The 24,697-nt window shown below is 22.9% G+C and carries 25 protein-coding genes; 10 read left to right on the forward strand and 15 right to left on the reverse strand.

All coding sequences use genetic code 11. The annotated features are described in order from the left end of the window. Positions 1-38 precede the first annotated feature (38 nt). Genes ACIJYE_RS00725 through ACIJYE_RS00780 form a run of 12 tightly spaced genes read right to left on the reverse strand, consistent with a single transcriptional unit; the run spans position 39 to position 11,321 of the window. Positions 39-1,019: a class I SAM-dependent methyltransferase gene (locus ACIJYE_RS00725; RefSeq protein WP_435090500.1), complete on the reverse strand. Its 981-nt coding sequence runs from the start codon at positions 1,017-1,019 to the stop codon at positions 39-41. Positions 1,020-1,028: 9 nt separating this feature from the next. After that, positions 1,029-2,252 (reverse strand): hypothetical protein, encoded by a 1,224-nt coding sequence (locus ACIJYE_RS00730; RefSeq protein WP_435090501.1) that lies wholly within the window; start codon positions 2,250-2,252, stop codon positions 1,029-1,031. Positions 2,253-2,267: 15 nt separating this feature from the next. Next, positions 2,268-3,293 (reverse strand): Gfo/Idh/MocA family protein, encoded by a 1,026-nt coding sequence (locus ACIJYE_RS00735; RefSeq protein WP_435090503.1) that lies wholly within the window; start codon positions 3,291-3,293, stop codon positions 2,268-2,270. Beyond that, a complete protein-coding gene (locus ACIJYE_RS00740; protein WP_435090505.1) occupies positions 3,286-4,548 on the reverse strand; it encodes a methyltransferase domain-containing protein in 1,263 nt (420 codons plus the stop codon). The genes ACIJYE_RS00735 and ACIJYE_RS00740 overlap by 8 nt, the downstream gene beginning before the upstream one ends. Beyond that, positions 4,532-4,792, reverse strand: coding sequence for a hypothetical protein (locus ACIJYE_RS00745; RefSeq protein WP_435090507.1), 261 nt, complete (start codon positions 4,790-4,792; stop codon positions 4,532-4,534). The genes ACIJYE_RS00740 and ACIJYE_RS00745 overlap by 17 nt, the downstream gene beginning before the upstream one ends. After that, positions 4,777-6,135, reverse strand: a complete 1,359-nt coding sequence (locus ACIJYE_RS00750; RefSeq protein ID WP_435090508.1) for an NAD-dependent epimerase/dehydratase family protein — start codon at positions 6,133-6,135, stop codon at positions 4,777-4,779. Before ACIJYE_RS00750 ends, ACIJYE_RS00745 begins: the two co-directional genes overlap by 16 nt. Positions 6,136-6,139: 4 nt before the next feature. Next, complete coding sequence (locus ACIJYE_RS00755) at positions 6,140-7,390, reverse strand: TIGR04372 family glycosyltransferase (RefSeq protein ID WP_435090510.1); 1,251 nt, start codon at positions 7,388-7,390, stop codon at positions 6,140-6,142. Between the two features lie 10 nt (positions 7,391-7,400). Next, positions 7,401-8,138, reverse strand: a complete 738-nt coding sequence (locus tag ACIJYE_RS00760) for a TylF/MycF/NovP-related O-methyltransferase (protein ID WP_435090511.1) — start codon at positions 8,136-8,138, stop codon at positions 7,401-7,403. Then, on the reverse strand, positions 8,135-8,530 hold the full coding sequence (locus tag ACIJYE_RS00765) for an LIC12192 family sporadic carbohydrate cluster protein (RefSeq protein ID WP_435090513.1): 396 nt from the start codon (positions 8,528-8,530) through the stop codon (positions 8,135-8,137). Before ACIJYE_RS00765 ends, ACIJYE_RS00760 begins: the two co-directional genes overlap by 4 nt. Further along, positions 8,531-9,301 carry a sporadic carbohydrate cluster 2OG-Fe(II) oxygenase gene (locus ACIJYE_RS00770; protein ID WP_435090514.1) on the reverse strand — a complete coding sequence of 257 codons (771 nt, stop codon included), beginning with the start codon at positions 9,299-9,301 and terminating at the stop codon, positions 8,531-8,533. It lies immediately after the preceding gene. Beyond that, positions 9,301-10,476 carry a UDP-galactopyranose mutase gene (locus ACIJYE_RS00775; protein WP_435090515.1) on the reverse strand — a complete coding sequence of 392 codons (1,176 nt, stop codon included), beginning with the start codon at positions 10,474-10,476 and terminating at the stop codon, positions 9,301-9,303. The genes ACIJYE_RS00770 and ACIJYE_RS00775 overlap by 1 nt, the downstream gene beginning before the upstream one ends. 2 nt (positions 10,477-10,478) lie before the next feature. Beyond that, complete coding sequence (locus ACIJYE_RS00780; protein ID WP_435090516.1) at positions 10,479-11,321, reverse strand: phytanoyl-CoA dioxygenase family protein; 843 nt, start codon at positions 11,319-11,321, stop codon at positions 10,479-10,481. An 83-nt stretch (positions 11,322-11,404) separates the two neighbouring features. Here ACIJYE_RS00780 and ACIJYE_RS00785 point away from each other — a divergent pair, with 83 nt between their 5' ends. From ACIJYE_RS00785 to ACIJYE_RS00810, 6 genes are read left to right on the forward strand one after another with little or no spacing between them, the layout of a single operon-like run. Further along, positions 11,405-12,730: a TIGR04372 family glycosyltransferase gene (locus ACIJYE_RS00785; protein WP_435090518.1), complete on the forward strand. Its 1,326-nt coding sequence runs from the start codon at positions 11,405-11,407 to the stop codon at positions 12,728-12,730. Positions 12,731-12,741: 11 nt separating this feature from the next. Continuing rightward, complete coding sequence (locus ACIJYE_RS00790) at positions 12,742-14,256, forward strand: PfkB family carbohydrate kinase (protein ID WP_435090519.1); 1,515 nt, start codon at positions 12,742-12,744, stop codon at positions 14,254-14,256. Positions 14,257-14,259: 3 nt separating this feature from the next. Next, a complete protein-coding gene (locus tag ACIJYE_RS00795) occupies positions 14,260-15,366 on the forward strand; it encodes a DegT/DnrJ/EryC1/StrS family aminotransferase (protein WP_435090520.1) in 1,107 nt (368 codons plus the stop codon). Beyond that, positions 15,356-16,168, forward strand: a complete 813-nt coding sequence (locus ACIJYE_RS00800) for a transketolase (protein WP_435090521.1) — start codon at positions 15,356-15,358, stop codon at positions 16,166-16,168. The genes ACIJYE_RS00795 and ACIJYE_RS00800 overlap by 11 nt, the downstream gene beginning before the upstream one ends. 2 nt (positions 16,169-16,170) lie before the next feature. Next, positions 16,171-17,103: a transketolase family protein gene (locus tag ACIJYE_RS00805; protein WP_435090522.1), complete on the forward strand. Its 933-nt coding sequence runs from the start codon at positions 16,171-16,173 to the stop codon at positions 17,101-17,103. Next, positions 17,090-17,752, forward strand: a complete 663-nt coding sequence (locus ACIJYE_RS00810; protein WP_435090523.1) for a class I SAM-dependent methyltransferase — start codon at positions 17,090-17,092, stop codon at positions 17,750-17,752. Before ACIJYE_RS00805 ends, ACIJYE_RS00810 begins: the two co-directional genes overlap by 14 nt. On the opposite strand, the gene ACIJYE_RS00815 is transcribed toward ACIJYE_RS00810, so the two are convergent. The 3 genes from ACIJYE_RS00815 to ACIJYE_RS00825 are packed head-to-tail and all read right to left on the reverse strand — an operon-like array spanning position 17,728 to position 20,803. Beyond that, the gene (locus ACIJYE_RS00815) at positions 17,728-18,885 is read right to left on the reverse strand and encodes a DegT/DnrJ/EryC1/StrS family aminotransferase (protein WP_435090524.1); all 1,158 of its coding nucleotides are present in this window, start codon (positions 18,883-18,885) and stop codon (positions 17,728-17,730) included. The two genes, ACIJYE_RS00810 and ACIJYE_RS00815, sit on opposite strands and share 25 nt — an antisense overlap. After that, the gene (locus tag ACIJYE_RS00820) at positions 18,882-19,865 is read right to left on the reverse strand and encodes a GDP-mannose 4,6-dehydratase (protein ID WP_435090525.1); all 984 of its coding nucleotides are present in this window, start codon (positions 19,863-19,865) and stop codon (positions 18,882-18,884) included. The genes ACIJYE_RS00815 and ACIJYE_RS00820 overlap by 4 nt, the downstream gene beginning before the upstream one ends. Continuing rightward, positions 19,862-20,803, reverse strand: a complete 942-nt coding sequence (locus tag ACIJYE_RS00825) for an SDR family oxidoreductase (protein ID WP_435090526.1) — start codon at positions 20,801-20,803, stop codon at positions 19,862-19,864. Before ACIJYE_RS00825 ends, ACIJYE_RS00820 begins: the two co-directional genes overlap by 4 nt. 69 nt (positions 20,804-20,872) lie before the next feature. Here ACIJYE_RS00825 and ACIJYE_RS00830 point away from each other — a divergent pair, with 69 nt between their 5' ends. The 4 genes from ACIJYE_RS00830 to ACIJYE_RS00845 all read left to right on the forward strand — a co-directional run bounded on the left by ACIJYE_RS00830 (position 20,873) and on the right by ACIJYE_RS00845 (position 24,697). Further along, a complete protein-coding gene (locus tag ACIJYE_RS00830; RefSeq protein ID WP_435090527.1) occupies positions 20,873-21,685 on the forward strand; it encodes a sporadic carbohydrate cluster 2OG-Fe(II) oxygenase in 813 nt (270 codons plus the stop codon). Next, positions 21,660-22,088, forward strand: a complete 429-nt coding sequence (locus tag ACIJYE_RS00835; protein ID WP_435090528.1) for an LIC12192 family sporadic carbohydrate cluster protein — start codon at positions 21,660-21,662, stop codon at positions 22,086-22,088. The genes ACIJYE_RS00830 and ACIJYE_RS00835 overlap by 26 nt, the downstream gene beginning before the upstream one ends. Further along, positions 22,081-22,521 (forward strand): SIS domain-containing protein, encoded by a 441-nt coding sequence (locus ACIJYE_RS00840; RefSeq protein ID WP_435090530.1) that lies wholly within the window; start codon positions 22,081-22,083, stop codon positions 22,519-22,521. The genes ACIJYE_RS00835 and ACIJYE_RS00840 overlap by 8 nt, the downstream gene beginning before the upstream one ends. Before the next feature lie 511 nt (positions 22,522-23,032). Further along, entirely contained in the window at positions 23,033-24,697 is a 1,665-nt protein-coding gene (locus ACIJYE_RS00845; protein WP_435090531.1) for a hypothetical protein, read from the forward strand.

Consider the following 24,697-nt stretch of genomic DNA (forward strand, 5'->3'; position numbering starts at 1 on the left):
TAATATTAGATGTACAACTTATTTCAAATATAAATAAACTAGTAAGTCTTTAATTCGAAAAGTTTACTTTTTTTCTTAAAATTTTTCTTAAAAACTTTGTTAATTTTACGAAATTCATCTTTAATTTGAAAAACACTCTTTTTATAATTATTAAATATAAAATTACCTTTCAGACCCATTCCATTGATAGTAATTTTTTTATGTTTTAATTTTGAAATTTCACTAGCGAAACTAATCTGAGTTTTTTTGTATTTAGATATAAATTTTTCACCTCTAACTCTATTCGAAAAATTTTTCTTAAAGATCAAACTTATTTGATTTTTTAATAAATAACTTAGATCATTTTTTAGATTTAAATTATATCTATTCAGGTAGGATATAATATTTTTTTTTGAAGAAATTGAAAAAATGTCATAAACATAATATATTACTTTATGTTTAAAAGGATTGGGTGTAATTAAAAATAAATGTCCATTATCATCTAATAATTCTGAGATTTTATTCATAGTTTTATCTAATTTATCTAAATGAAAAAAAACTTGATTCATTATAACTAAATCATATTTATGATAAATTTTATTTAAATTTATGAATAAATTTTTAAATTTTTTTACTTTATTTAAATTAAAAAATTTATTTTTATTAATATCATATGCATCAATATTAATTATATTTTTAAATTTTGATAAACAATTTATTAATTCACCATTTCCAGGTCCAATTTCAAGAACCGACATATTTTTCCTAAATTTTTTTTTAATTTCGTTTGCTATTATTATTTCTCTAGATGGCTTAATCAAATTATTTTTAAAAGTAAAATCTTTATATATATCATTGATTATCTTTCTTCTTTTTGCTGTCTGTTTTGCATAAATAAATTCAAAATTTTTGCAAACATAATAGTTTTTTTTATTATTAATTTTTTTAAAATTACTTGAAATTAATTTTAATTTAGAATTAAAAGTAAATTTTTTAGTTTTGTGCTGTCTGCCACAAATAGGACAATAATTTTTATTCATTGAAATAAATTATAGTATTTTTTTTGGTATAAAATTAAAAGCTTTATTTATTTGATTTTTTTTATTTGGTTTTATTATTTTTTTATTATTTAAAGTAACTTTTAATGTCTTTAAAAGATCAATTGCTGAAATATTAATAAAAGAAATATTTTTTAAAACATTTTTATTTCGATTAACATTTGGAAACTGATTATATATGTTATCCACATATGGAAAAATTTTTTTTTTAATTTTTATTTTCTTTGGGAGCACATAGCAATTTTCGTTAGCTATTATTGAATTAAAAAATACTTCATCTGTATAAATGCTTTTATTTTTAAATAAATCAGTTAAATGAGCCATTCCACTGTAAGATCCTATATAAATATCACAATGGTAAAAAGCACAAATTTGTTTCAATTTATTTATTTCTTTACTTATATCTATACACTCTATTTTATGAATCTTGGAAAATTTAGTAAATTTTTTATTGTCATCAAAAATTATAATTAAATAATTTTGAGATTTTAGATAATTAATTGATTTTAAGAAAATATTAATTTTACTGTTTCTTATCTCGTCATTTCTTCCCAATACGTATCTGGGATTTATAATTGCCAAGTTTTTGTCTTTTAATCTTAAATTAAACTCTTTAATTTTTTTAAAATTTAATTTTTTTCTGGAAAAATCAATCTTTTTCAGTTTTTTTGCTAATATATATTCCTTGAGATTTTTGTAGTGATCTAATGGATAATCGTAGTTTATATAATGTTTAGGTTCAATAACAACTTTCTTGTCTAGAATGTCTATATGTAAAAAATTGTAATTGTTTAAGATTAACAATCCGTGACTAAAAAAAATATTCTTAATTATTATCAATTTTGAAAATAAAGTTTTTTGATAAATTTCAAAATAAAAATTAGAATTGACTGGTATTAATATTTTTTTATTTTGTTTATTGGTGTTTAACACTGACATTTCCCACAGAAAATCACCAAAAGATTTATTGTCAATGATGTAAATTTTATATTTATTAAAATATAAAAAAACTGCTATTGGAAAAAAAATTGGATATATTAATAAAAAATATATCTCTATTAATAAATCTGCATAATAATATTTATTTTTTTTCTTTTTGAAATCCAAATATTTTAAAATTCTAGTAAATCTATTTTTACATAAGAACTTATTTTTTCCAGTATCAAAATAAGGAGAGGATAATTCAAAAAATCGATTATAAATATAATTATACATTTCTTGACATGAACTTTACAAAAAAATACTTTCAATAATATTTAAATCTTCAACACAGTCACTACCTTGGCATATTAGGTTTTTTTTTGAGTAAAGATTTTGAACAAAAGAATTTGCTTGGTTTTTAAATGACCAATTATTTTTAAGTTTTATTATCCTAGTTTGTGAGTTTTTTAAATTAGTAATTGATATAGTATTCTGGTGTTTAATTTTCATTGGCATAGGAAAATTAATTTTAACTTTAAATTTGCTAAAATTAATAGATATATTCTCATGCCAATTATTCGAAAAAATCTTTCTGCTATTCAATAAAAATATTTTATTATTTTTTTTAAAACCAACTATTCCCTCCCCATCAAGATTCAGATAATTAAATTCTAGTTTTAACTCACCGAATAAGTATCTTAAAAGATTAATTGCATGAGAATGTGTATTTAAAAATTTTAAAAATCTTATTTTTTTATCTTTAGGAACTTTATTTTTGTTAACATCAAAATTTAAAAAATGTGATTTATATTTTTTGTTTTTTTTAATTAAATTTTTTAATTTTCCAAAAGAGTCTCCAGCAAAAGACTCATAATAAATACTCTTAAGCGAATTTATATTATAATCCTTTTTATTTAATAAATTTTTAAAGTACTTGATTTTTTCATCATGCCTTTTCATATGACCTATCACGTAAATCAGCTTATTTTTTTTTGCAATTTTTGTTAACTCTAGAGCAGATTTTTTTGATAAAGCCATAGGCTTTTCAGAAAAAAGATTTATTTTGTTTTTAAGAATTTCTTTAGATATTTCATATGTTAGATGTCTCGGTACCGTTAGGATTATTGCATCAATTTTCTTTTCATAATTAATTAGATCCTTGTAATTTTTATATATATTTTTAATTTTAAATTTCTTAGCTACAAATTTTGCAATTTTTAAATCGTTGTCACATATAGCCACAATTTCAATTTTTTTATTATTTGCATAGTTTGGTAAATGACAAATTTGAGCAATAAAGCCAACTCCAATAAATGCTATTTTTTTTTTAATCATTGATAAAGTTTTGATAGTTGTTTTTTGTTATTAATTTAGGCCTCGGATACAAGATCATAAATGTTCCACCTTTTTTTAAATAATTCAAATTTTTCTTTATAATCTTTTTATTATGCAGATAGGCTAATATTATAGTCAAATCTGGCATTAATTTAATTAAATTATCTGAACTTATTATTTTAATAGCTGAAGCAGGTGTAAATTTATTAACCTTCATTGGGTGATCGTCCAGTATAAATTTAATGTGATCCTCAATTTTAAAATTTCTTAATAATGTTGGGCCACTTCTCGCAGCCCCAAATCCAAAGATTTTTTTATATCTCTTAATAAATGATAGGGCTTTTTTTTGGTTTGAATCAATATTTTTTTTAAAAATATTGATTTTATATTTGGTATTAATTTTGAGTTTTATTTCATTCCCTATAAAACTATTTACAGATTTGTCTAATACAAATTTATTATTTTTGTGAGTTACAAACCCTAATATAGATCCTTTTTGTATATTTATATTTTCAACTTTTATTAATCTTAAATCTAAAGAGTTAAATAATTTTACAAGACTGTAAACTGAATGATGGCTAATGTGTTCATGAAAAAAAGTGCCCAAAATATTATTTTGCAAGATATCTTTGAGATATTGAGCCTCAAAAATGAATATACCATCATGATGCAGTATCTTTCTTAAATTTCTTACAAATGAAATCATACTTGGTGTATGGGCAAAAACATTAAACGCTAATACTATTTTAGCTTTCCCAAAATTATTGTTTATTTTTTCCGATGTTTTTTTATCAAAATAACTAATTAAAGTTTTAATCTTATTTTTTTTAATTGCATATTTAGCGACAGATGGGGCAGGATCTACTCCAAGAACCTGCGTTTTATATTTAAAATTCTTTAGAAAAGATCCATCATTACTTCCAATATCAACAACTAAATCACTTTTATTTAACTTGTAGTCCCTAATAATCCTCTTTGATAAATTTTTAAAATGATTATCTATAGCTTTCGTTTGACCAGAAAAATAAGTATAATTTTTCCATAAATTTGATTGATCAATTGTTTCTTTAATTTGGACATGTTTGCATCCTTTACATCTTACAATAGTAAGCGAAAATCGCTGTTTTTTAAGTGCTTTTTTTTTAAAAGGCTCATAAATCTCAGGAATTGGAATATCCGAGAGTGAACATATTTTCTCTAAAGCTGTTTTATTACAAATTCTACAACGATAAATATTTTTATAATTTTTTTTCATAAATAATTTTGTTTAGATTTCTAAACATGTCAGTGTAAGTGAATAATTTATTATTTAATGTTGGATTTTCAATTTTATATTTTAGTGATTTGCCTAAAAAATTTAAATTAATTTTATTTTTGTTTTTGGAATATGACTTGATTTTTTTTGCAATATCTAAAAAATTTATTTTTTTTTTATCGTAAATATAGTACTTCTTTGCTTTTAAATTCTTTTTGATAAAATAACTTAGAATATTGGCCAAATCATTAATGTAAGTGTGCGGACAATAATTTTTTCCATTTCCATAAATATTAATTTCTTTTTTTTTATATCACTTAAAAAAGAATTAATTCCATAATTAGAATCTATAATTTGATTACCATAAATCTTGCCAGGGCATAATGTAAAAACTTTATTCTTAAATTTTTCTTTTATTTTTTTTTCTCTTATTTTGCTAAATTTCAAGTATTCAGTATTGTGAGAGTGGGCAGAAGAAATTAGTAAAAACTTGTAAATTTTATCTGTTGGAATTTTTTCTATAATTTTATTTAAGTTATTTATATTTTCTTTTAAAAAATTTTTTTTAGAATTTATTAAAGCTAAATAGATGATTATGCTTGAATAAAACATCTTATCATTTTTTTTATTTATTAAAAATTTAAAATTTTTTCTATTAACAGATATTATTTTAAAATTTTTCTCAAACTTTCTTTTTAAAAATTTACCTAAATATCCACTAGATCCAAAAATTATTAATTTTCTTCTCAAATCTTCAGATAATATTGATGATAATGTTTTATAGGTAGATTCAAATTTTAAATCTAAATCTTTTTGTATTTTAGATGAATCGTTGAAAAAATCCTTAATTGATAGCTTTTTTTTAATTAATACATTATTTGTGTAATATCTATTTTTACTGATTATTTTTTTTAACTTACTAATAGTAATTGGAGAATTAGATGAAATATTATAAATTTTTTTTTCATTAATTTTTTTTCTATTAATTAATTTGAAAATTACCTTTTTTAAATCATTAAAACTTAGGCAATTATTATAAAAATTATTTTTATTAAATAATTCGATTTTTTCATTTAAGGATATTTTACTAATTATTTGTGATATCCAATTATTAGCCGTTCCATTAAAAATAATAGCTGAAGATCTTAAAATGTAAGCTGAAATATTTTCTTTTAATAATTTTTTTTCCATCCAAAGTTTAGACTTTGAGTATAAGTTCTTTATTTTAATATTTGAGTTTTCCGTAATTATCTTATTTTGGTCGTAAAGAGAAAATGAAGAAAAAAAAATAACTTTTTTGACTTTATTTTTATGAATAATTTTTATTACTTTTTTATGTATAGCAATATTCTTCTTATACATTAATTTTTCATTTTTTAGTTTAAGAAAAGGCTTGGGGTTAAATCCAGCCAAATGAATTAATATATCTATATTTTTATTGTAATTTTTGATTGTATTGAAAGTATAATAGTCTTTTTTGTTATTAGGCTGTCTAATAATGTAAAGTAAATTATACTTTTTTTTTAAACTTTCACAAAGTTGAGTTCCAACTGATCCGTATGCTCCTGTTATTAAAACTGTTTTCATCTTTTTAAATAATCATCCTGTTTTTGGATAAAAAATAATTTGATATTTTAGCATTTGTATAAGATGCCCCAATTTTCTTTATTGATGAAGAGTATTTTTTTTTCAATTTACTGTTAATTGTAAATTTTTTTAAATTTAAAATTTCTTTTGTGGAATTTAAAATTTCATTTTCATTATTATCAATTATTTTAATACCTTTTTTAATTTTTTCTGGATTGATATGATAGTTGTGACTTATAATTTCTTTTAAACTTAAAAAATTATTTTTTTTTTTAAATTTTTTAAAAATATACATATCTTTTTTTTTAACAACCATAATATTATTTATAGGTATAGCATTCGTAAGTAGGAAAGGTGTTTCTGATATTAAGTTATAATTTAAAACACCACTTTGAGACCCAATAACAAGCCTACTAGAATTAATAATTAAAAACTGATTTAATTTATCTTCTTCAGTCTTGATTACTAATTCAGAGTAGTTTTTATTTTTAATATGTAATTTTTTTGATTTGTTATTTATAAATCGAATTACTTTAAATTTTTTTTTTAATAAATAATTAATAGTTTTTTTTAAAGTAAAAATATTTACATTTCTATCAGTATTAGATGACTTGTAATAATTATCTCTTAAGTGAATACATATAGTATTTTTGTATTCTCGTTTAAAATATTTTTTTTGAAGATTATTTATTTTTACATGTATAGTATTTTTTTTAAATTTTTTAAAAAAATCTCTATGAATTTTATTAAAGATTGAATTTCTATTTTGTGTCTCAAAATCCCAAGGCACTATTGATATTAATGGATTGTGTATAAATGGCAAAAATAAAAAATAAGATATTAAATTTTTAATACAAATTATCTCTTCATCATATATTTTCGATATAAATGTGTTTGAACATATAAAATTTGGACATAATAAAATTAATCTTAATTTATTGTTTAATTTATTTTGTTTTATAATTGTATCAAGTTGATGAACATACGAACCAATTTGCCAAGAACTTATATGAACAAACCTAAAATTAAAGAAGTAAATTAAAATGGTTACTGGAAATAAAAGTAAATTATAAAAATAAAATAACAAATGTTTAATTATATTAATTAATACTATAAATTTGTATCTTATATTTTTACCAATTAAAATCTCTCTTATTCCAATTATTAATCTTGAGAAAAGTGTAAGTCTTTCCCCCCAAGTATATCCATTGTGTTCAACCGGGTACAATGGAAAAAAAATATTTTTATAATTCACTTATTTAAAATTACTTATTGTAGACAATAAATGATTTTGCCGCATAACCAATATTTAAATACTCCACAATATTAAATTTTGATTTTTTAAATCTTTTTTTTATAATATTTGGGATACCTTTGTTTGGATTGCCTTTATATGAAGAAAAATAATCATCAAAATATAAGATTGTGCCTTCTTGCAGAAAATTCATAGAAAATTTAAGTGCTTGATCAACTGATTGAGTTAAATCGCAGTCAAAATTAATTAAACATGCTTTTGTATTTTGTTTTTTTAAAGAAAATATTAATTTTTTATTTAATGATTTTTCATAAAAACCCTTAATCATTTTCACATTATTTTTATAAAAATTGAAGTTTTTTATATAATTTTTGAATTTATTTTCTGAGGTAATAAGTAATCCTTTTTTAAATTTATCATTTTGTTTTATATTGTTATTCACATCTGGAAGACCCTCAAATGAGTCAAATGCTAGAAATTTAATTTTTTTCATATTTCTTCTTTTTGCTTGCGACATAGCAAATCTAAAAGTTCTTGCTCTATGAACTCCAAATTCAAAATAATCACCTACAATTGTGTTATCGTATATTAAATCAAAAGCTTTCTGAAAAAATTCATATTTATATTTTTGTCTTTGCATTTGAGCATAGGTTATCTCATCTAATTTATTCCATTTCTGAAGATCTTTAATATTAAGATCAATATAAGGTTCTTTGTTAACTTGATTTAATAAAAATTTTTTCTTCATTTTTTTGTTAAAAAATTAATTTTTTTAATTTGCATAATTTCTTTTATAAATATATTTATATTTTGACTTTTAAATATAATATTTTCAAAAATAAAAATAATTTCTATCTTTCTTTTCTTACTAATAGAAAAAATTTTTTGGAGTAAGTCCTTGTTTTCAGGTAAAAAATAAATTGAGCACATTCCTATGGCATTAATTCCTTTTTTGTTTTTTAAGATTTGAAACAATTGGATAAATGATCCATCTAGACAGAATTCATCAAGATGTAATTTAAAATTGTAATTATTTTTTTCACAATAATTTCTAATTATCCCACTTTGGATGTTAGTTGGTATTGCAAGACCATTTTTATTTCTTGTAAATGTATATCCTTGTAGATTTTTTTTCTTCATTTATAATTTATTTATATATTCCAATCCAATGATTGAAGCAGGTTTAAGAGAAACGCTAGAATACATATTTGAATTTGTCTTATTTGTTAGTTTTAAGTTTTGTGGAGAGAATATACTTTTAAATCTACAATTAAAACTAAACCTTGTTTGATTAGTAAGATTAATTTTATTACCATGTAATACATTTGATGTAAAAATTAAACCTTCTCCAAACTTTAAATTCAAAAATTTAATTTTTTTTCTATACTTATTAAAAATTGTATCAGTTCCTTTTTCATTATATTTCAAAATATTTTTTTCAACCTCTCTAGAATATTTTATAGGCAAAATATACATCGATTTAGTTTTAAAAACATTTACTAAAGGTAGCCAGGTTACAACTTCGAAATTACTTTCACCAGCATAAGTATCTGCATGCATTTCAATTAAGGAGTTAGAATCTTTTGGTGTCTGAATATTTAAACCAATATTTTTTTGCATGGATATTTCGCTACCCACTATTTCATTTAAAGCTGCTTCAAAAATATTAAAGTATTTTAATTTAAATTTATTGTTTATGTTAATTTTTTGTATTATCTTTAGTCTAGTCTTGTTTAAATCTATATTATCTTTGCTTTTGTGAAAGTTATTTAAATTAATTTTCCCTCCAGTTAAGATTTGCTCTACTTTTTTTTTTATGTAATTTAAATTTTGAATATTATCTATCTTAAATATTGCATATCCCTGTTTGATAAATTTTTTTTGTAAATTTGAGTACTTTAAACTAAACATTATGTTCTTTTTTCAAAACTATATTCTTCCCCAGGAATATTACTTGAAAATGTATTATTTAAAATATCTTCTTTAATCAACATTGCTTGATAAATACAATCGTCAATATCTACACTGTAATAATAATTACCGTTTCTTCCAACGGAGTACATCCACTCTGGAAATTCAGAAATATAAGACTCTGCAAGTTTTTGCCATTTTTTTTGAGGTAATGGGTAATGTCGCCCATTTTTAGATGGAATCTCTAAACTGATTAATGTTGTTGGTGATTTGTGCTTAGTAAATTTTTTATATTCTGTTAATCTTGTGAATTTTTCATCATTTGCAAAGTATAAAAAATATATATCTTTTGGGAATACATATTCTGTTGGAAAAACAATTTTATGTATATCTCTTCCAATATAAGGAAGTTCCCCAAGTTCAAAATTCATAAGTATATCTGGAGACGTAGAGCTTATAACAATGTCAAATTGTATATCTTCGTTATTAATTGTGAATATTTTCTTTTTTAAATCTTTTATTTTAGCCGAAGTGTTAAGCATCACTTTAATATTCTTTACAGAATTTTCGAAATAAGAGTTGTAACCATCTTCTGCAATCGGGTAAGCTGAAATTGCCTCTGACCAAGCCGCTTTACTTTCTTGCTCTGTTTTAATAGTAGCACCTTTTGGAGACCACGAAAATGTATCTATTTCGCTACAATCTTCTACTTGCCACATTTTTTTATTGTAGTTCTCTATTACTTTTCCAAATAAGGTAGGTCCAATTGATTGTATCCAGTAGTCTTTTAAATTTGTAGACGTAAAACTTTTGCTTCTATCATTTAATTCTTTCATAACTTTCTCTCTATCAGGCATTTTTTGCACATCCTCTAAATGTAAAGGATAATTGTAGAATTGGTTATCTTTTTCAACATAAGTTATAAATTGGTGTTCACTGCAATTTCTCAGAGGTAGTTTTGAATTTAAATATTCATAAACCTCTCGTTTTTTTGTTAAAAAGTGTCTTGGTCCAAATGTATAAGGATGACCACCATAAAAATGAGTTCTAACTCCTGCACCTAAAAAACTATTTTGCTCTACTAAAGTTATTTCTAAATTTTTAATTTCACTTAATAATTCTGCAGACGCGCAGCCTGACATACCACCACCAATTATTAGTACTTTTTTTTTCATATTTACTTTTTTTTTAATGTACCATCAATTAAACTATTAACATTTGTATTTTCAATTCTAAATGGACTTAGATAGTGATTTCCAAGTATTCTCTCTATTTTTGTTATTTCTGAATAGGAGAATATTGTCCAATTTCTATTGTTTTCAAAAGAATAAGAATTATCTTTAAAATTTTTTATTAAGATCGGTGAAGCTAATCTTAGATTTTTACACTCTAAAGATCTGTGCATTAATAAAGTAGAAAAAAATATTACATCTCCTTTATTTAGTTTTATTATTTTAGATTTATAATTGCTTGGTAAAGTAATTGGTGATCTATTTTTATGTGGAACATGACCCCAAGCATGTGATCCCTCTATTAGTTCTATTTGACCTTCATCTGACCCTTTTTGGAAAATAGGTGTCCAAAACTGTACAGTTCTGATACTAGATCCTGACCATATTTCTTGATGCCAATCTTTAAAAAAATAATTTTTTTTAGAATCAGCTTTATTTGGAAAATTTAAAGATAATATATGTGTATCGTTGACATGGCTTAGGTCACTTCCAAGAATTTCTTTTAAAAATTTTATAATTTTTTTTTCCAAAAGAATTTCAGAAACTATATCTAAATGAATAAGTTGACTTGAAATTTTTGAGAGAAATGTAAACTCATCACTTTTGACTTTTTCCACTAATTTTTTAAATTCATTATATAAATTTGTCTCACTTGTTTTAGAAATTTTTTTCCCCAGATTTATTTTTTCTAAAATTGTAATTTGTGCTTTTTTAAGTATTTTAGGATTAATTGCATTCCTAATTATTTTATAACCGTGTTGTGAAAATGAGTTTTTAGTATTTGGCATTTTAAAAAAAATCTATTATCACACAGCTATCTATTTTCAAGAAATAGTTTCAATTAACAAGTATTTATGTAAATAGTAACTTCATGAATTTTTTTTTTGAATATTTGATTAAACCACTAAACCCTATAGATTATTGGGATTATAAAATAGTTAAAAAATACTCATTATTATTTAGATTGTATATAGTTTGTCATTGCCTAAAAAGGTTTCTTTATGAAAAAGATGTATCTCATTTTTATGAGTCTTTAAAAATGTTTGTTCATTTTATAAAACATTTGATGTTAAATATTTGTGCAATATTATTAATGCCATTTGCGCTAATTATATGGATACTTGGTTATAGGTTTCTTCATGTAGCATATTGGCAAATTGGAACATTGTCATGTCAAATTGATTTGATGTTAAAAAATCAGATTCTACAGAATAATAATGATTTAAAAAAAATTGTCTACTTGTGTCCAAAAAATCTATCTGCTAATTCTGAATTGGTTACATTATACGAAGAAAAAATATCAATAATAAAAAATCACTTTATTATATTTTTTTTAAATCCATTTTTACAATTAAATTTTTTAACTTATAATCCATTTTTTTTAGAACATAATGTTCCAAACTCAAGTGCACATAAAATTTTTTCAAATTATCAAAATAGATTTAATAAAAATTTATTTAATTTTTCAAAAGAAAGAAAAATTAGATATAATGAATATATCCAAAAAAATTTTAAAAATATATTTGATAAAAAAATAATTACTTTACACACACGTACAAATTCTTTTTATAGTGATAAAAACTTTACAAGTAGAAATTCGGATATAAATGATTATCTCTTAGCGATTAAATATCTTACATCTAGAAATTATTGTGTAATTATTTTTTCTGACAAAAATTTAAATTTAAATTTACCAAACGTTTTTGAGCTTAATACATCAGATACTTTTAATAAAAAACTTCAAATATATTTAATATCAATAAGTTATTTTTACATTAATTCTGCATCAGGGCCTGCATTTGTTGCAAATTTATTCAATACCCCGTCCGTCAATACCAATTTTTTTCCACTTTCACAATCTATCGGTTACAAGTCGAACGACATAACTATTCCAAAGAAAATTTATGACATAGTTGAAAATAAAGTCGTTAAATATAGTAAAATTTTTTCATCAGATTTATGTTTTGTTGCAAGCTCGAGAGCTTTAGAAAGAAAAAATTTAAGAACAATTTCAAATGACCCTGAGGAAATACTAAATGGTATAAAAGAAATGATTTTAATTTTAAAAAATAAGAATATAAATTCATCAGATTTACAAAGTTATTATAAAAGCTTACTTAATAAAAGAATTGGATGTTTTTATGGATTGGGCAATATATCAAATTATTTTTTAGAAAAAAATAGAGAATTAATTTAGAAATTTAGAATATGAAAATATTAAAAGAAGAAAAAATAATTATAAAAAAAATTAATGATTTGATAAAATCAAAAAAAAAAATAGTCATGTGTCATGGAGTTTTTGATATTTTGCATTTAGGACATATAAAACATTTTGAAGAAGCAAAATCACTTGGAGATATTTTAATAATTTCAGTTACATCTAATAAATATGTTAATAAAGGATTTGAAAGACCATACTTTGATTTAAAGACCAGAATGGAAACTCTTTCATCTTTAAGCTGTGTTGATTATGTAATTGCAAGCGACTTTCCAACAGCAGAAAAAAATTTAACTTTATTAAAACCAAATTTTTATGTTAAAGGACCTGATTATAAACACAAACCTGACATAACTCATAATCTGATAAAAGAAAAAAAAATTATAAAAAAATTTAATGGAAAAATTTATTTTACTAAAGGCCAACAATTTAGTTCAAGTGCAATAGTAAATTCATTTAGCACTACTTTTGATGAAAAACAAAAATTTTTTTTAGATCGTTTGAAAAAAAAATATTCTTTAGAAGAAATTCAATCATATATTTCTAAAATAAAAAAAATTGAGCCAAATATTTTTGGAGAAATAATTTTAGATACTTATCAATTTTGTGAACCAATTGGCATATCTGGCAAAGATCCATTTTTAGTTTTTAAGAATAATTTGGAAAAGAATTTTGCTGGAGGAAGTTTTGCTATAGCAAAAAATTCAACTAACTTTACAAAAAAAACTAATCTTATTAGTATTTTTTCAAATCAGAAGAAATATAAGTCATTTTTTAAAAGCAAATTGTCAAAAAATTTTATTTTAGATTGTGTTATTGATAGTGATTTTAAAGATATAATTAAAAAAAGATATCTTGATATAAATACAAATTCAAAAATTTTTGGTGTTTATGAAATTAATGAAAAAAAAATATCAAAAAATAGTGAAAATAAAGTAATCAAACTTTTAAAAAAATATAAAAAAAAATCCAATAAATTTATTATTTCAGATTATGGTCATGGTTTGGTTACTGATAAAATAGCCCAGTTCATATCTAAAAATAAATTTGTATATTGTTTAAATGCACAAATTAATTCAGCAAACAGAGGTTATCATGGATTATTTAAATTTAAAAACCCAGATACAATAATTATAAATTTAAGTGAATTAAGGTATGAATTTAAAGATAGATTTACTAAAACTGAAAATTTGATGGTTACTTTAAAAAAGAAATTAAATGCTAAAACAGTTGTAGTTACTAGAGGATCAAAAGGTGCAATAGTACTAAGTAGTAGTAACAATTTTATTAAATGTCCAGCATTTGCCAAAAATACAACTGACAAAGTTGGAGCAGGAGATGCTCTATTAACAATATTCTCGTTGTGTAGATTTGTTGGTATGAGTGATGATTTGGCAATATTTATCTCCTCCATATCCGCAGCAAATCAAACAAGAATATTAAATAATGAAATTTTTTTAAATAGAGATGAACTGTTAAAAACAATAATGCATATTTTAAAGTAAACAATGAAAACAATAAAAAGAGTGGATCTTGCAAAACAATGGAAAAAAGAAAAATTTAATTTATTACCCTTAATTATAAAAACTTTAGAGTCTGGTGAATATGTTGGTTCAAAAACTATAAATATATTAGAAAAAAATATTGCCAATTATTGTGGAACAAGATTTGCTGTTTGTACAAATTCAGGTACTGATTCACTAACTTTAGCTTTATTTTTGCTGGGTGTTAAAAAAGGAGACGAGGTTATTACGGCACCAAACTCATTTATTGCTTCTGCTGCAACAATAGCACATCTGGGTGCCAAGCCTGTTTTTGCAGATGTAAAGGACGATCAATTAATAGATCCTAAAGAAATAGAAAAAAAAATTACAAAAAAAACAAAAGCGATTATGGTTGTCCATTTATCTGGAAGAATTGCTGATATGAAAAGCATAAAATTAATCTCAAAAAAATTTAAAATACCAATTATTGAAGATGCTGCTCAAGCAATAGGTTCAAAATACTATGGAAAAAAGAGTGGATCACTTAGTGAAATTGGATGTTTTTCAGCACATCCTTTAAAAAATTTAAATGCATGTGGTGATTCAGGTTTTGTTACAACAAATGATGCAAAATATCATAAAAAATTAAAAACTTTAATCAATCATGGTCTTGAAGATCGAAATATGTCAAAAACATTTGCTTATGTTTCTAGAATGGATGCCCTACAAGCAACGATTTTAAATTATAGACTAAAAAACCTTGATCATAAAATTAAACAAAGAAGAAAAGTTGCATCTTTGTACTTTAAAAAATTGAGAGATTTGCCAATTAAATTACCTTATGAAAATAAAGGTGAGTATAATTCATATCATCTTTTTGTGATCCAATTAAAAAAAAGAAATGAACTACAAAAATATCTCATGAAAAATAACATTGAGACAGGGGTGCACTATCCAATTCCTATACATTTGCAAAAGGCCTCAAAATATTTAAATTACAAAATTGGAAGTTTTCCAATAACAGAAAAACAAACTAAAACAATTTTATCTTTACCAATAAATGAAAACTTGACGATTAGTCAAATTAATTATATTTGCAAAAAAATAAGAGAATTTTTTAATGAGAAGTAAAATTAACAGTTCAAAAAAAATTAAACTAGATAAAAAATCAATCTATTTAAGAAAACTAATCTTAATGTGTTTAAAGCACGAAAAGAGAGGACATGTGGGGCCAGCAATGTCATTAGTTGAAATATTAAGAGTTTTATACTCAAAATATATTGATAAAAAAAAATCTAAATTTATATTGAGTAAAGGTCATGGTTGCTTGGCACTTTACGCTGTTTTATTTGACAATGGATTTATATCAAGAAAAGCCCTCGAAAGTGTAGGAAAATTTAACTCGATATTAGGTGGCCATCCTGAACATGACAAGATAAATGGAGTTGAAATTTCTACTGGTGCACTTGGTCATGGATTACCAATTGCTGTTGGTATGGCGTTAGGTAGTAAAATAAAAAAAAATAATTATAAATATTATGTTGTTTGTGGAGATGGTGAAATTAATGAAGGTTCTATTTGGGAGGCTTTGCTGTCTGCTTCCAAGCATCGTTTAAATAATCTTATTTTACTTATTGATTATAATAAACTTCAGTCTTACGGCTTTACAAAAGAAATTTTAGACCTTGAGCCTTTGACTGATAAGTTAAAAAGTTTTAATTTTGATGTAATTAATATTAATGGGCACTCTATAAAAGAAATTGACAATGCATTAAAAAAAGCAAATTCAAGCAAAATATTTCCAACTGCAATTATTTGTCATACGGTTAAAGGAAAAGGAATTAAAGAAGCAGAAAGTAATCCTGCCTGGCATCATAAATCTTTACTTTCTGAATCAGATTTAAAAGTTATTGAAAATTCATTAGGAAAATAATTATGAGAAAAACTTGTTTAGATATGGTTTATCAACTTGCAAAAAAAAATAAAAAAATAATTTTTGTTGGATCCGACTTAGGTGCTGGCGTATTAAACGAATTTAAAAAAAAAATAAGTAGCAGATTTTTTATGGAAGGTATTTCAGAACAATATATTACTGGTATGACAGCTGGCCTAGCTAAAGAAGGTTTTATACCTTATTTTAATACTATTGCGACTTTTATAACCAGAAGAAATTTTGAACAAAATATTATTGATCTAGGTCTACATAATCTACCAGTTAGACTTATTGGTAATGGAGGTGGGTTAGTTTATGCTCCGTTGGGACCCACACATCAAGCAATTGAAGATATTGCAATAATGAGGACAATACCAAATATGAGAATAATTGCTCCATGTGACGCAAATGAGATGAAAAAATTAATGCCTCAAACAGTTAATATAAAAGGACCTCTTTATATAAGATTAGCACGGGGAGGTGACAAAATAGTTACAAATAAAGTTAAAAAAATCCAATTTGGTAAATCGATATTACTTGGAAATCCAAAGGATATTTTATTTGTGACCACTGGCATAACAACTCAAGAGTGTTTAACTGTTGCAAACAGATTAAAACTTGAAGGTATAAAAGCAGGTGTTTTACATAATCACACACTAAAACCATTTGATGAAAAGAAATTATTAAAGTTTTCTAAAATCACTAAACTTATAGTTACTGTAGAAGAACATCTTGTAAATGGAGGTTTGGGTAGCTTAGTATTAGAAGTATTAAATTCAGGAAAATCAAAAATAATTAATAATGTTCTTAGAATTGGTATTAATAATGCTTTTGTTAAAAAATATGGAAGTCAACAAGATTTATTAAACTATTGTGGAATTAGTGAAAAAAAAATTTATGCTAAAGTGATTAAAAGGTTTAATGAAAATACTTAAATTATTTACATCTATTCACAAATCTACAAACAGAAATTACCTAAAAAGGATGATTGATAATAAACCTTTTTACATGAAATTGGCTAAACAATATTCTAAAGATTATTGGGATGGAAGTCGTAAATCTGGATATGGTGGATATAAATATATTGAAAATTATTGGACACCAGTTGCTAAAAAAATTATCAATAAATATAATTTAACAAATAAATCTAAACTTTTAGATATTGGATGTGGTAAAGGTTTCTTGTTATTTGAAATTAAAAAGTTATTACCTGGTATCAACATAACCGGCATTGATATTTCTAATTATGCAATAAAACAATCTCCCAAAAGTATCAAAAAATACTTAAAAATTGGTGATGCTGGAAAAAAATTAAATTTCAAAAATAAACAATTTGACTTAGCTATTTCACTAGGCTGTATCCATAATTTAGAAATTAATAAGATAAAAATTTTTTTAAAAGAAATTTCTAGAGTAAGCAAGATGCAATATGTAATGACTGAAAGTTATAGGAACAATAAAGAACTATTTAACTTACAGTGTTGGGCACTCACATGTGAATCTTTTTTTAGCCCAAAGGAATGGGAATGGTTATTTAAAGAATTTGGTTATTCTGGTGATTACGAATTAATTTTTTTTGAATAAAATTTTTTTATAGTGTTAATAATATATTTGATTGCATTTTTTGTTACAAATTCATGAATTGGTAAAGATATAGTTTCATCACAAAGCTTTTCTGCAAATGGAAAATCACCTTTTTTATACTTGCCAATTTTTTTACTTGGTGTTTGTAAATGCATTGGTATAGGGTAATGCTTTTTGGCATCAATGCCTTTTGAATTAAGATAGGCTATCAACTTATCTCTTTGTTTTGCTCTCATACAGTATAAATGAAATACTTCGTACAAACCTTTTATTCTCTCTGGAATTATAATGTTTCCATGATCTTTTAACCCTTCATCTAAAAGTTGAGCATTCGACCTTCTTTTTTCTGTTATAACTTTTAATTTACCAAGCAAGTGGTTCGCAACAACTGCTTGTATTGTATCCAGTCTTGAATTAATTCCAAAAATTTTAATCTCGTTTCGGTTAATTAGACCATGATTTCTTAAGAGTTTTAGTTTTTTTTCAATATTTTTATTTTTGGTCACGATCATACCACCGTCGCCCCATACATTTAAATTTTTCAAAGGATGTAGGCTGAAACAACCAATATCACCAAAGTTGCCAGCAAATATGCCATCCATGTTTGCTAAAGCAGCGTGACAAGCATCTTCAATTATAAAAAGATTGTGTTTTTTTGCAATTTTTTTTATTTTATTCATTTCACATATTCTTCCAGCCCAATGAACCACTAGAATAGCTTTTGTTTTTTTTGTAATTTTTTTTTCAATAAGATCAGGATCAATATTAAAATCATCTTTAGCATCTACATAGACTGGTTTACAATCAGCTTGAACAATTGCATTTACAGTTGCATAAAACGTATAAGGAGTTGTTATTACCTCATCATTATTTGACAAACCAAGAGATTTTAATGCCATATAAATTGCATCTGTCCCACTACCTACTCCAATACAATATTTTGCATTTATCAATTTTTTAAAGTTGTTTTCAAATTTTTCAACTTCAAAGCCTAAAGTAAAATCATTGAATTTTATAACTTTTTCAATTTTTTTAAATATTTTTGGATAATCTTTGAATTGTTCAGTCAAATAGTTGTGACGAATTTTAAATCTTTTATCTTTGGTATATTGTTTTGTTAAAAAGTTTTTCATTTTTTATGTATATAAATATTTTTTTCTTTTTTTAAAACTTTTAAATTTTCAAGGTGCCATTGAATTGTTTTTTGTAATCCTTTTTTTAAATTTGTTTTATTTTTCCAATTTAATTCTTTTGTTATTTTATTACTGTTCATAAAATACTTAAAATCTTTACCTTTTCTATCATTTTTTATTATTACTAATTTTTTATATTTATAATTCATCTTAAAACAAATCAATTTTATAATATTTTTGATAGAAATTATTTCTTTTGAAGAAACATTATATATTTTACCATTTTTAGACTTTTTCATTGCTAAATAAATTGCAGAGCAAAAATCGTCTATATATATAAAAGATCTTAAAGATTTTCCATTACCATGAAGAGGTAATTTTTTTTTATTTATTATTGAGGATATTGTTTTTGGTATAATTCTATACAAAGGCTGAGTTTCACCATAAAAATTTGCTAGTCTTAATATTACAGAAGGAAATTTATATTGTTTATTATAAATTTCTAAATACTTGTCTATTGTCATGTGTGTAATTGCGTAAGGTGTAGACGGATTATATGATTTTTTTTCATCCATTTTAGCTGATGAAGATCCATAAACTTCTGGTGTAGAAATTCTTACATATTTTTTCAAAAATTTCTTATTTAATAAAAAATTTACCAATTCTGTTTTGCTAGTGATGTTTGTTTTTAACCAATCCTGAGGATTTTCCCAGCTTTCAGCGACCATTCCTTGTCCCAGGAAATCAACAATATATTTAAACTTATTTTCTAGAATTAATTTTTTAAATATACTTATGTTTTTGTTTATATCAGCTTTAATAAATTTAAAATTTTTTATATTTTTATTAAATTTATATTTGGCAATTTTCCTTTCATTAGATCTACTTACACCATACACTTGATATTTATTATTTAATAGGTGATCAACATAACATGAGCCCGCAAATGAATTGCTCCCAAGAATTAAAACTTTATTCATGCTTTCTTAATTTTATTTATAAAATCTATAGAATATGCACTTGGAGTTTTTTTTATTTTTCCATCATTAAATTTAGTAATAAAATCCTTAATTCCTTCTTTCAATCTTACTTTAAATTTAAACCCAGATTTCAAAATTTTTTCATTACTCAACCTATATGATCTTGGGTCATTTGATTTTTGGATATTAATTTTACAATCAGGGATAATTTTTTTAATTTCATTTGCTGTTTCTAATGCACTTAAATTACCAGCTGATGCATTATAAACTCCAGATTTTTTTTTATTATTTAAAAAAAATTGATAAATATCGACCATATCATTGACATGTATAAAAGGTCTAATTTGTTTGCCACCAAACACAGTAATACTTTTCTTGGTTAAAGCTTGAAATGTTAAAATATTTATCATGAGGTCTAATCTCATTCTAGGAGAGTATCCAAAAACAGTCCCAGGTCTTATTAAATAAAAATTAAAATATTTATTATAAGTTTCGATAACTTTTTCTGCTATCATCTTAGTTTTATTGTAATCACTTATTGGAACTAAATCTAATTTTTCATGGACTTTTTTTTCTTTTTTAATTCCATAAACACTGCCTGATGATGCAAATATAAATTTTTTAACACCATTTTTTTTTGCAAGTTCACATAACTTCATTGTACCCAAACAAGAAATCTCCCAAGTTAATTTTGGATCAAGATTTGAAGCAGGATCGTTAGCAACAGATGCAAGATGAATAATAGATTTTACACCTTTTAAATCCTTGGATGTACAATCAAGTATATCTTTTTTAATTATGCTTAAATTTTTATTTTTTTTTAAAAAATTACCAAACCAAAAGTTATCTATAACCCTAACCTTTTTGTTTTGTTTGATTAATTTACTTACAAGTAAAGTCCCAATGTAGCCACCTCCGCCAGTAATAAGTATTGTCATATTTGATGTATATCAGTATTTGTTAAAATTGTTGTAATTTTTATGAAACCTTCTAACAATTATTCTTAAATGTTCAAATATAATATTCCCATTAAAGAAAAAAAAATTATCCAAAAATTTAATAATAGTGGATTTATAGTATTTGATATCAAGAATGTTAATAAACTAAATAAGATTAGAAAAGAAGTTGAAAAAATTATTTTAAAAGAATTGTCAAAACAAAGAGTCAAGATTAATCAAATTGATAAAAAAGATATTTTAAATTCTTTTCATAAATACTTATCATTCTCTGATTTAAATAGATTTAGAATGAATGTTTACAATTACTTGAACAATAAAAGTTGGTTTTTAGAAAACTATTTTGAGCTGGCTAGGGATTTAATAGAAACAATTTGTGGAAATGAACTTGCAATGCAAAGAAAAGTAAACTTAAGTATTCAGTTTCCTAGAGATGATAGCTCTCTCTTACCAATACATTCTGATGTGTGGTCTGGGTGTTCGCCGTATGAGGTAGTTTTATGGATACCGCTTGTTAATGTTGATAAAACAAAGTCAATGTTTATTTTAGATAAGAACAAAAACAAACACTTTTATAAAAATTTTTACAAATACGAAGACTCTTATATGCTTCAAAAATCAATAGATAAAAAAATAAAATGGTTAAAAATTAATTATGGACAAGGCTTAATATTCTCTCATCAATTAGTCCATGGGAATAAAGTAAATATGACAAATGAAACAAGATGGAGTTTTAATTGTAGGTTTAAATCTTTAATGTCTCCCTATGATAAAAAAGACATTGCAGAAACTTTTTTGCCAATCTCAGTAAGGCCAGCAACAATTTATGGAATGAACTATGAAGAACCAAGAACAAAAAAATAATGAGAAAGGTTTTAGGGGCTATATTTTTTCTAGACCAATTGGTGCAAATTTCATACCTCAAAGAGTTCAAAATCTTGTAATAAGAGATTTTGCCGAGAGAAATAAAATTTTCTTTAAATTAAGTTCTACAGAATATAACATGAAAAATTGTTTTTTAATGCTCAACTCTTTAATAAAAAATATTGAAAATATTGATGGTATAATATTTTATAGTATTGAAATGATTTTTGAATTAAAAAAAATTGATGAATTTTTTAAAAAATTATTATTAGAAAAAAAAACTATATATTTTGCTTTGGAGGAAATTAAAGTAAGCTCTTCAAATAATGTAAAAAAGATAAATAGAATTTTAAAAATTAAAAAAGACTCAATGAAAAGTAATTTAATAAAGGAATATGTCTAATAATTTTCCAATAAAAAAATATTTTTCCTTAAAAAAATTTTTTCTTGAATATAGAAACAATATTCAAAAATCTTTGTTAAATGTAGATTTAAATAAAATAGAAATGGCAGCTGAGATAATAGAAAAAAAAATAAAAAAAAATAATAATATATTTGTATGTGGAAACGGAGGATCAGCCTCAATTGCCAATCACTATGTCACTGATTTTACAAAAATGATTAGAACAAAGACTAAACTTAAACCAAAACTATTTAGTTTAAATTCTAATTCAGGTTTAATTTCAGCTATTTCAAATGATATAGATTACGAGAGTGTATTTACTTATCAGGCAGAAACATACTGTAAAAAAAATGATTTAATTATAATTATAAGCTCATCAGGGAACTCTAAAAATATAATAAATTTAGTTAAGTTTGCAAAAAAAAAAGAATAAAAACAATTGGTTTTTGTGGTTTTAAAGGAGGTTATTTAAACAACAATTCAGATATCAATATTCATATAAACGCAAATAATTATGGATTAGTAGAAGACTGTCATCATATTCTGATGCACTCAATAGCTCAATATATAAGACAAAAAAATATTAAATCTAAAGTAAATAGAATTATTTTTTAATTCTATTAATTATGAGAAAGAGTAGTTTTTTTTTAATATCATTCACGTTTTTAATAATATTCGGCTTAGCAATAAATATTTTAAACTCATCATTAATAACCTACTATTATTCAGACCATGTATTTATGGAGATTCTTCATAATCTTAGTTCTAATAAAAAAATTTCTGAGATTTTAATAAATAAATTCAACATTTTTGGGATACCTTTTATTCCAATAAATCCTAAATTAAATTTTCTTTCTGATCTAAACTATAACTTAAATAGTCAATATGGATATGTATTATATTTAACAATTTTTCGAATAATAGAATTCATAACCTATTATTTAATGGTTAATTATTTTTTGGGTAAAAGACCAAACTTATTAATTTCATCACTTATTTTTTTAATTTTTGTTTATCATTTCAACGTATTTGATCATCAATCATATGTTAATTTTCCTATAATTATTTTTAATTTAACAATTATTATTTCACTTTATTTAAAACAAAATCTTAAATTATTTTCAGTAGTTTTTCTTTTAGGTAATTTTTGGTCATATTTAATAAATCCATCTTATTTTTTTATCATAGTTTTTGGCCCATTTTTATTTTTTTTAATTTTTTTGATTTTTAATAAAGAATATAAAAAAATATTTTTATCTTTATTAATCAACATTCCTTTTACCTTACATTATATTGGTTTAACTTCTGGAACAGCAAGGTTTGCACTCAGTAAATTAATTAAAAATGAAACTGATTTTTTTTATAATTTTAGCATTTATAATTCAAAATTATTTATTATTTTTATATTATTAATTTTATTTTTATATCTCTTTAATTACAAAAAAAAATATCTTAATATTTCAAAAGAATATAAATCTATTTCAATTATTTTAATAATATTTTTAATTATAGGCGCTTTAATTAAATTAGATATATTCTTTCAAAATTTTCCACATCCATCTTATATTGATTATTCACTTCAATATATTTATATAAGTTTGATAGCAGTAGCATTAATTAGATTATGTAAAAATTTTAAAATTCAAATATTCTTGTACTCAATTTTTATTTTTTTAATAATATTAAAATTTTATTCTGTTAACAATAATATAATTAATTATAATTATTTAATTAAAAAAAATTTTTTGTATGAAAATACAAATCTTGTTCAAAGATATTTTTGGCAAAAAAATAAAGAATTTAAGTTTAGAAATGATACAAAAGGACAATCAGTTTTAATTGATATTCCAAATAAAAATTCAGATTTTACAAGATATATATTTAAAAATAACAATAATGAGCCAGATACTTATAGGTCAAGAATATTTTATAATAAGTCGCTTGAGCATTCTTTAACTTGGAATGAGTTTGCAAAAAATCAAATTTTAATTGATGAGGGACACTCTTTATTACTTAATATAAATACTTTTTGGGCTCTAAATCCAAAAAAGTTAAAAAGAAGTAAAAATACAATAGGCAGCAATTCAAATATCAATCATCTTAATAATTTTTTTGGTTTTGGATTAATACTTTCGGATAGAGAAGTAGATCTAAAAAAAATTAGTAGCTATAAATATGATGATTTTAAACTATTTTTGTATGAGTATCCTCGTAGACAAAGTTATAAAATTGATCAAATAAAAATAAAAAAATCTTACACAGATGATTTAAAATATTTTAATGAGGTAGTATTCACTGAAAATAAAGAACCAAACAAATTTAAAAATATAAAAGAGTTTTGTAGGGTAAATAATCTTTTTAGCATTAAAAATGAAATGTTATATCAAATTGATTCTGAAAATAAAAAATGTTTAGCTATATTTCCAATACCATTTTCATACACAAATAACTTTTACAAAAATAATGAAAAAATTGATACTTTTAAATTACAACATTATTTTCATGCAGTTATATTAGATAAAAATGATTTAATTAAGGTCCAGAAGAAAAATTTATATTTCTTTTCATATTATTCTTTTTTGGATTATATAAAGTTTGGAATAGGATAA

The sequence above is a fragment of the Candidatus Pelagibacter bacterium nBUS_30 genome, assembly GCF_051201245.1.
Classification (GTDB): domain Bacteria; phylum Pseudomonadota; class Alphaproteobacteria; order Pelagibacterales; family Pelagibacteraceae; genus Pelagibacter.

Excerpts from the sequence above, each read along its gene's own strand:
- ACIJYE_RS00725 (WP_435090500.1), bottom strand. The coding sequence starts at position 1,019 with ATGAATAAAAATTATTGTCCTATTTGTGGCAGACAGCACAAAACTAAA.
- ACIJYE_RS00730 (WP_435090501.1), bottom strand. The coding sequence starts at position 2,252 with ATGTATAATTATATTTATAATCGATTTTTTGAATTATCCTCTCCTTAT.
- ACIJYE_RS00735 (WP_435090503.1), bottom strand. The coding sequence starts at position 3,293 with ATGATTAAAAAAAAAATAGCATTTATTGGAGTTGGCTTTATTGCTCAA.
- ACIJYE_RS00740 (WP_435090505.1), bottom strand. The coding sequence starts at position 4,548 with ATGAAAAAAAATTATAAAAATATTTATCGTTGTAGAATTTGTAATAAA.
- ACIJYE_RS00750 (WP_435090508.1), bottom strand. The coding sequence starts at position 6,135 with ATGAAAACAGTTTTAATAACAGGAGCATACGGATCAGTTGGAACTCAA.
- ACIJYE_RS00760 (WP_435090511.1), bottom strand. The coding sequence starts at position 8,138 with ATGAAGAAAAAATTTTTATTAAATCAAGTTAACAAAGAACCTTATATT.
- ACIJYE_RS00765 (WP_435090513.1), bottom strand. The coding sequence starts at position 8,530 with ATGAAGAAAAAAAATCTACAAGGATATACATTTACAAGAAATAAAAAT.
- ACIJYE_RS00770 (WP_435090514.1), bottom strand. The coding sequence starts at position 9,301 with ATGTTTAGTTTAAAGTACTCAAATTTACAAAAAAAATTTATCAAACAG.
- ACIJYE_RS00775 (WP_435090515.1), bottom strand. The coding sequence starts at position 10,476 with ATGAAAAAAAAAGTACTAATAATTGGTGGTGGTATGTCAGGCTGCGCG.
- ACIJYE_RS00780 (WP_435090516.1), bottom strand. The coding sequence starts at position 11,321 with ATGCCAAATACTAAAAACTCATTTTCACAACACGGTTATAAAATAATT.
- ACIJYE_RS00785 (WP_435090518.1), top strand. The coding sequence starts at position 11,405 with ATGAATTTTTTTTTTGAATATTTGATTAAACCACTAAACCCTATAGAT.
- ACIJYE_RS00790 (WP_435090519.1), top strand. The coding sequence starts at position 12,742 with ATGAAAATATTAAAAGAAGAAAAAATAATTATAAAAAAAATTAATGAT.
- ACIJYE_RS00795 (WP_435090520.1), top strand. The coding sequence starts at position 14,260 with ATGAAAACAATAAAAAGAGTGGATCTTGCAAAACAATGGAAAAAAGAA.
- ACIJYE_RS00800 (WP_435090521.1), top strand. The coding sequence starts at position 15,356 with ATGAGAAGTAAAATTAACAGTTCAAAAAAAATTAAACTAGATAAAAAA.
- ACIJYE_RS00805 (WP_435090522.1), top strand. The coding sequence starts at position 16,171 with ATGAGAAAAACTTGTTTAGATATGGTTTATCAACTTGCAAAAAAAAAT.
- ACIJYE_RS00810 (WP_435090523.1), top strand. The coding sequence starts at position 17,090 with ATGAAAATACTTAAATTATTTACATCTATTCACAAATCTACAAACAGA.
- ACIJYE_RS00815 (WP_435090524.1), bottom strand. The coding sequence starts at position 18,885 with ATGAAAAACTTTTTAACAAAACAATATACCAAAGATAAAAGATTTAAA.
- ACIJYE_RS00820 (WP_435090525.1), bottom strand. The coding sequence starts at position 19,865 with ATGAATAAAGTTTTAATTCTTGGGAGCAATTCATTTGCGGGCTCATGT.
- ACIJYE_RS00825 (WP_435090526.1), bottom strand. The coding sequence starts at position 20,803 with ATGACAATACTTATTACTGGCGGAGGTGGCTACATTGGGACTTTACTT.
- ACIJYE_RS00830 (WP_435090527.1), top strand. The coding sequence starts at position 20,873 with ATGTTCAAATATAATATTCCCATTAAAGAAAAAAAAATTATCCAAAAA.
- ACIJYE_RS00835 (WP_435090528.1), top strand. The coding sequence starts at position 21,660 with ATGAAGAACCAAGAACAAAAAAATAATGAGAAAGGTTTTAGGGGCTAT.
- ACIJYE_RS00840 (WP_435090530.1), top strand. The coding sequence starts at position 22,081 with ATGTCTAATAATTTTCCAATAAAAAAATATTTTTCCTTAAAAAAATTT.
- ACIJYE_RS00845 (WP_435090531.1), top strand. The coding sequence starts at position 23,033 with ATGGTTAATTATTTTTTGGGTAAAAGACCAAACTTATTAATTTCATCA.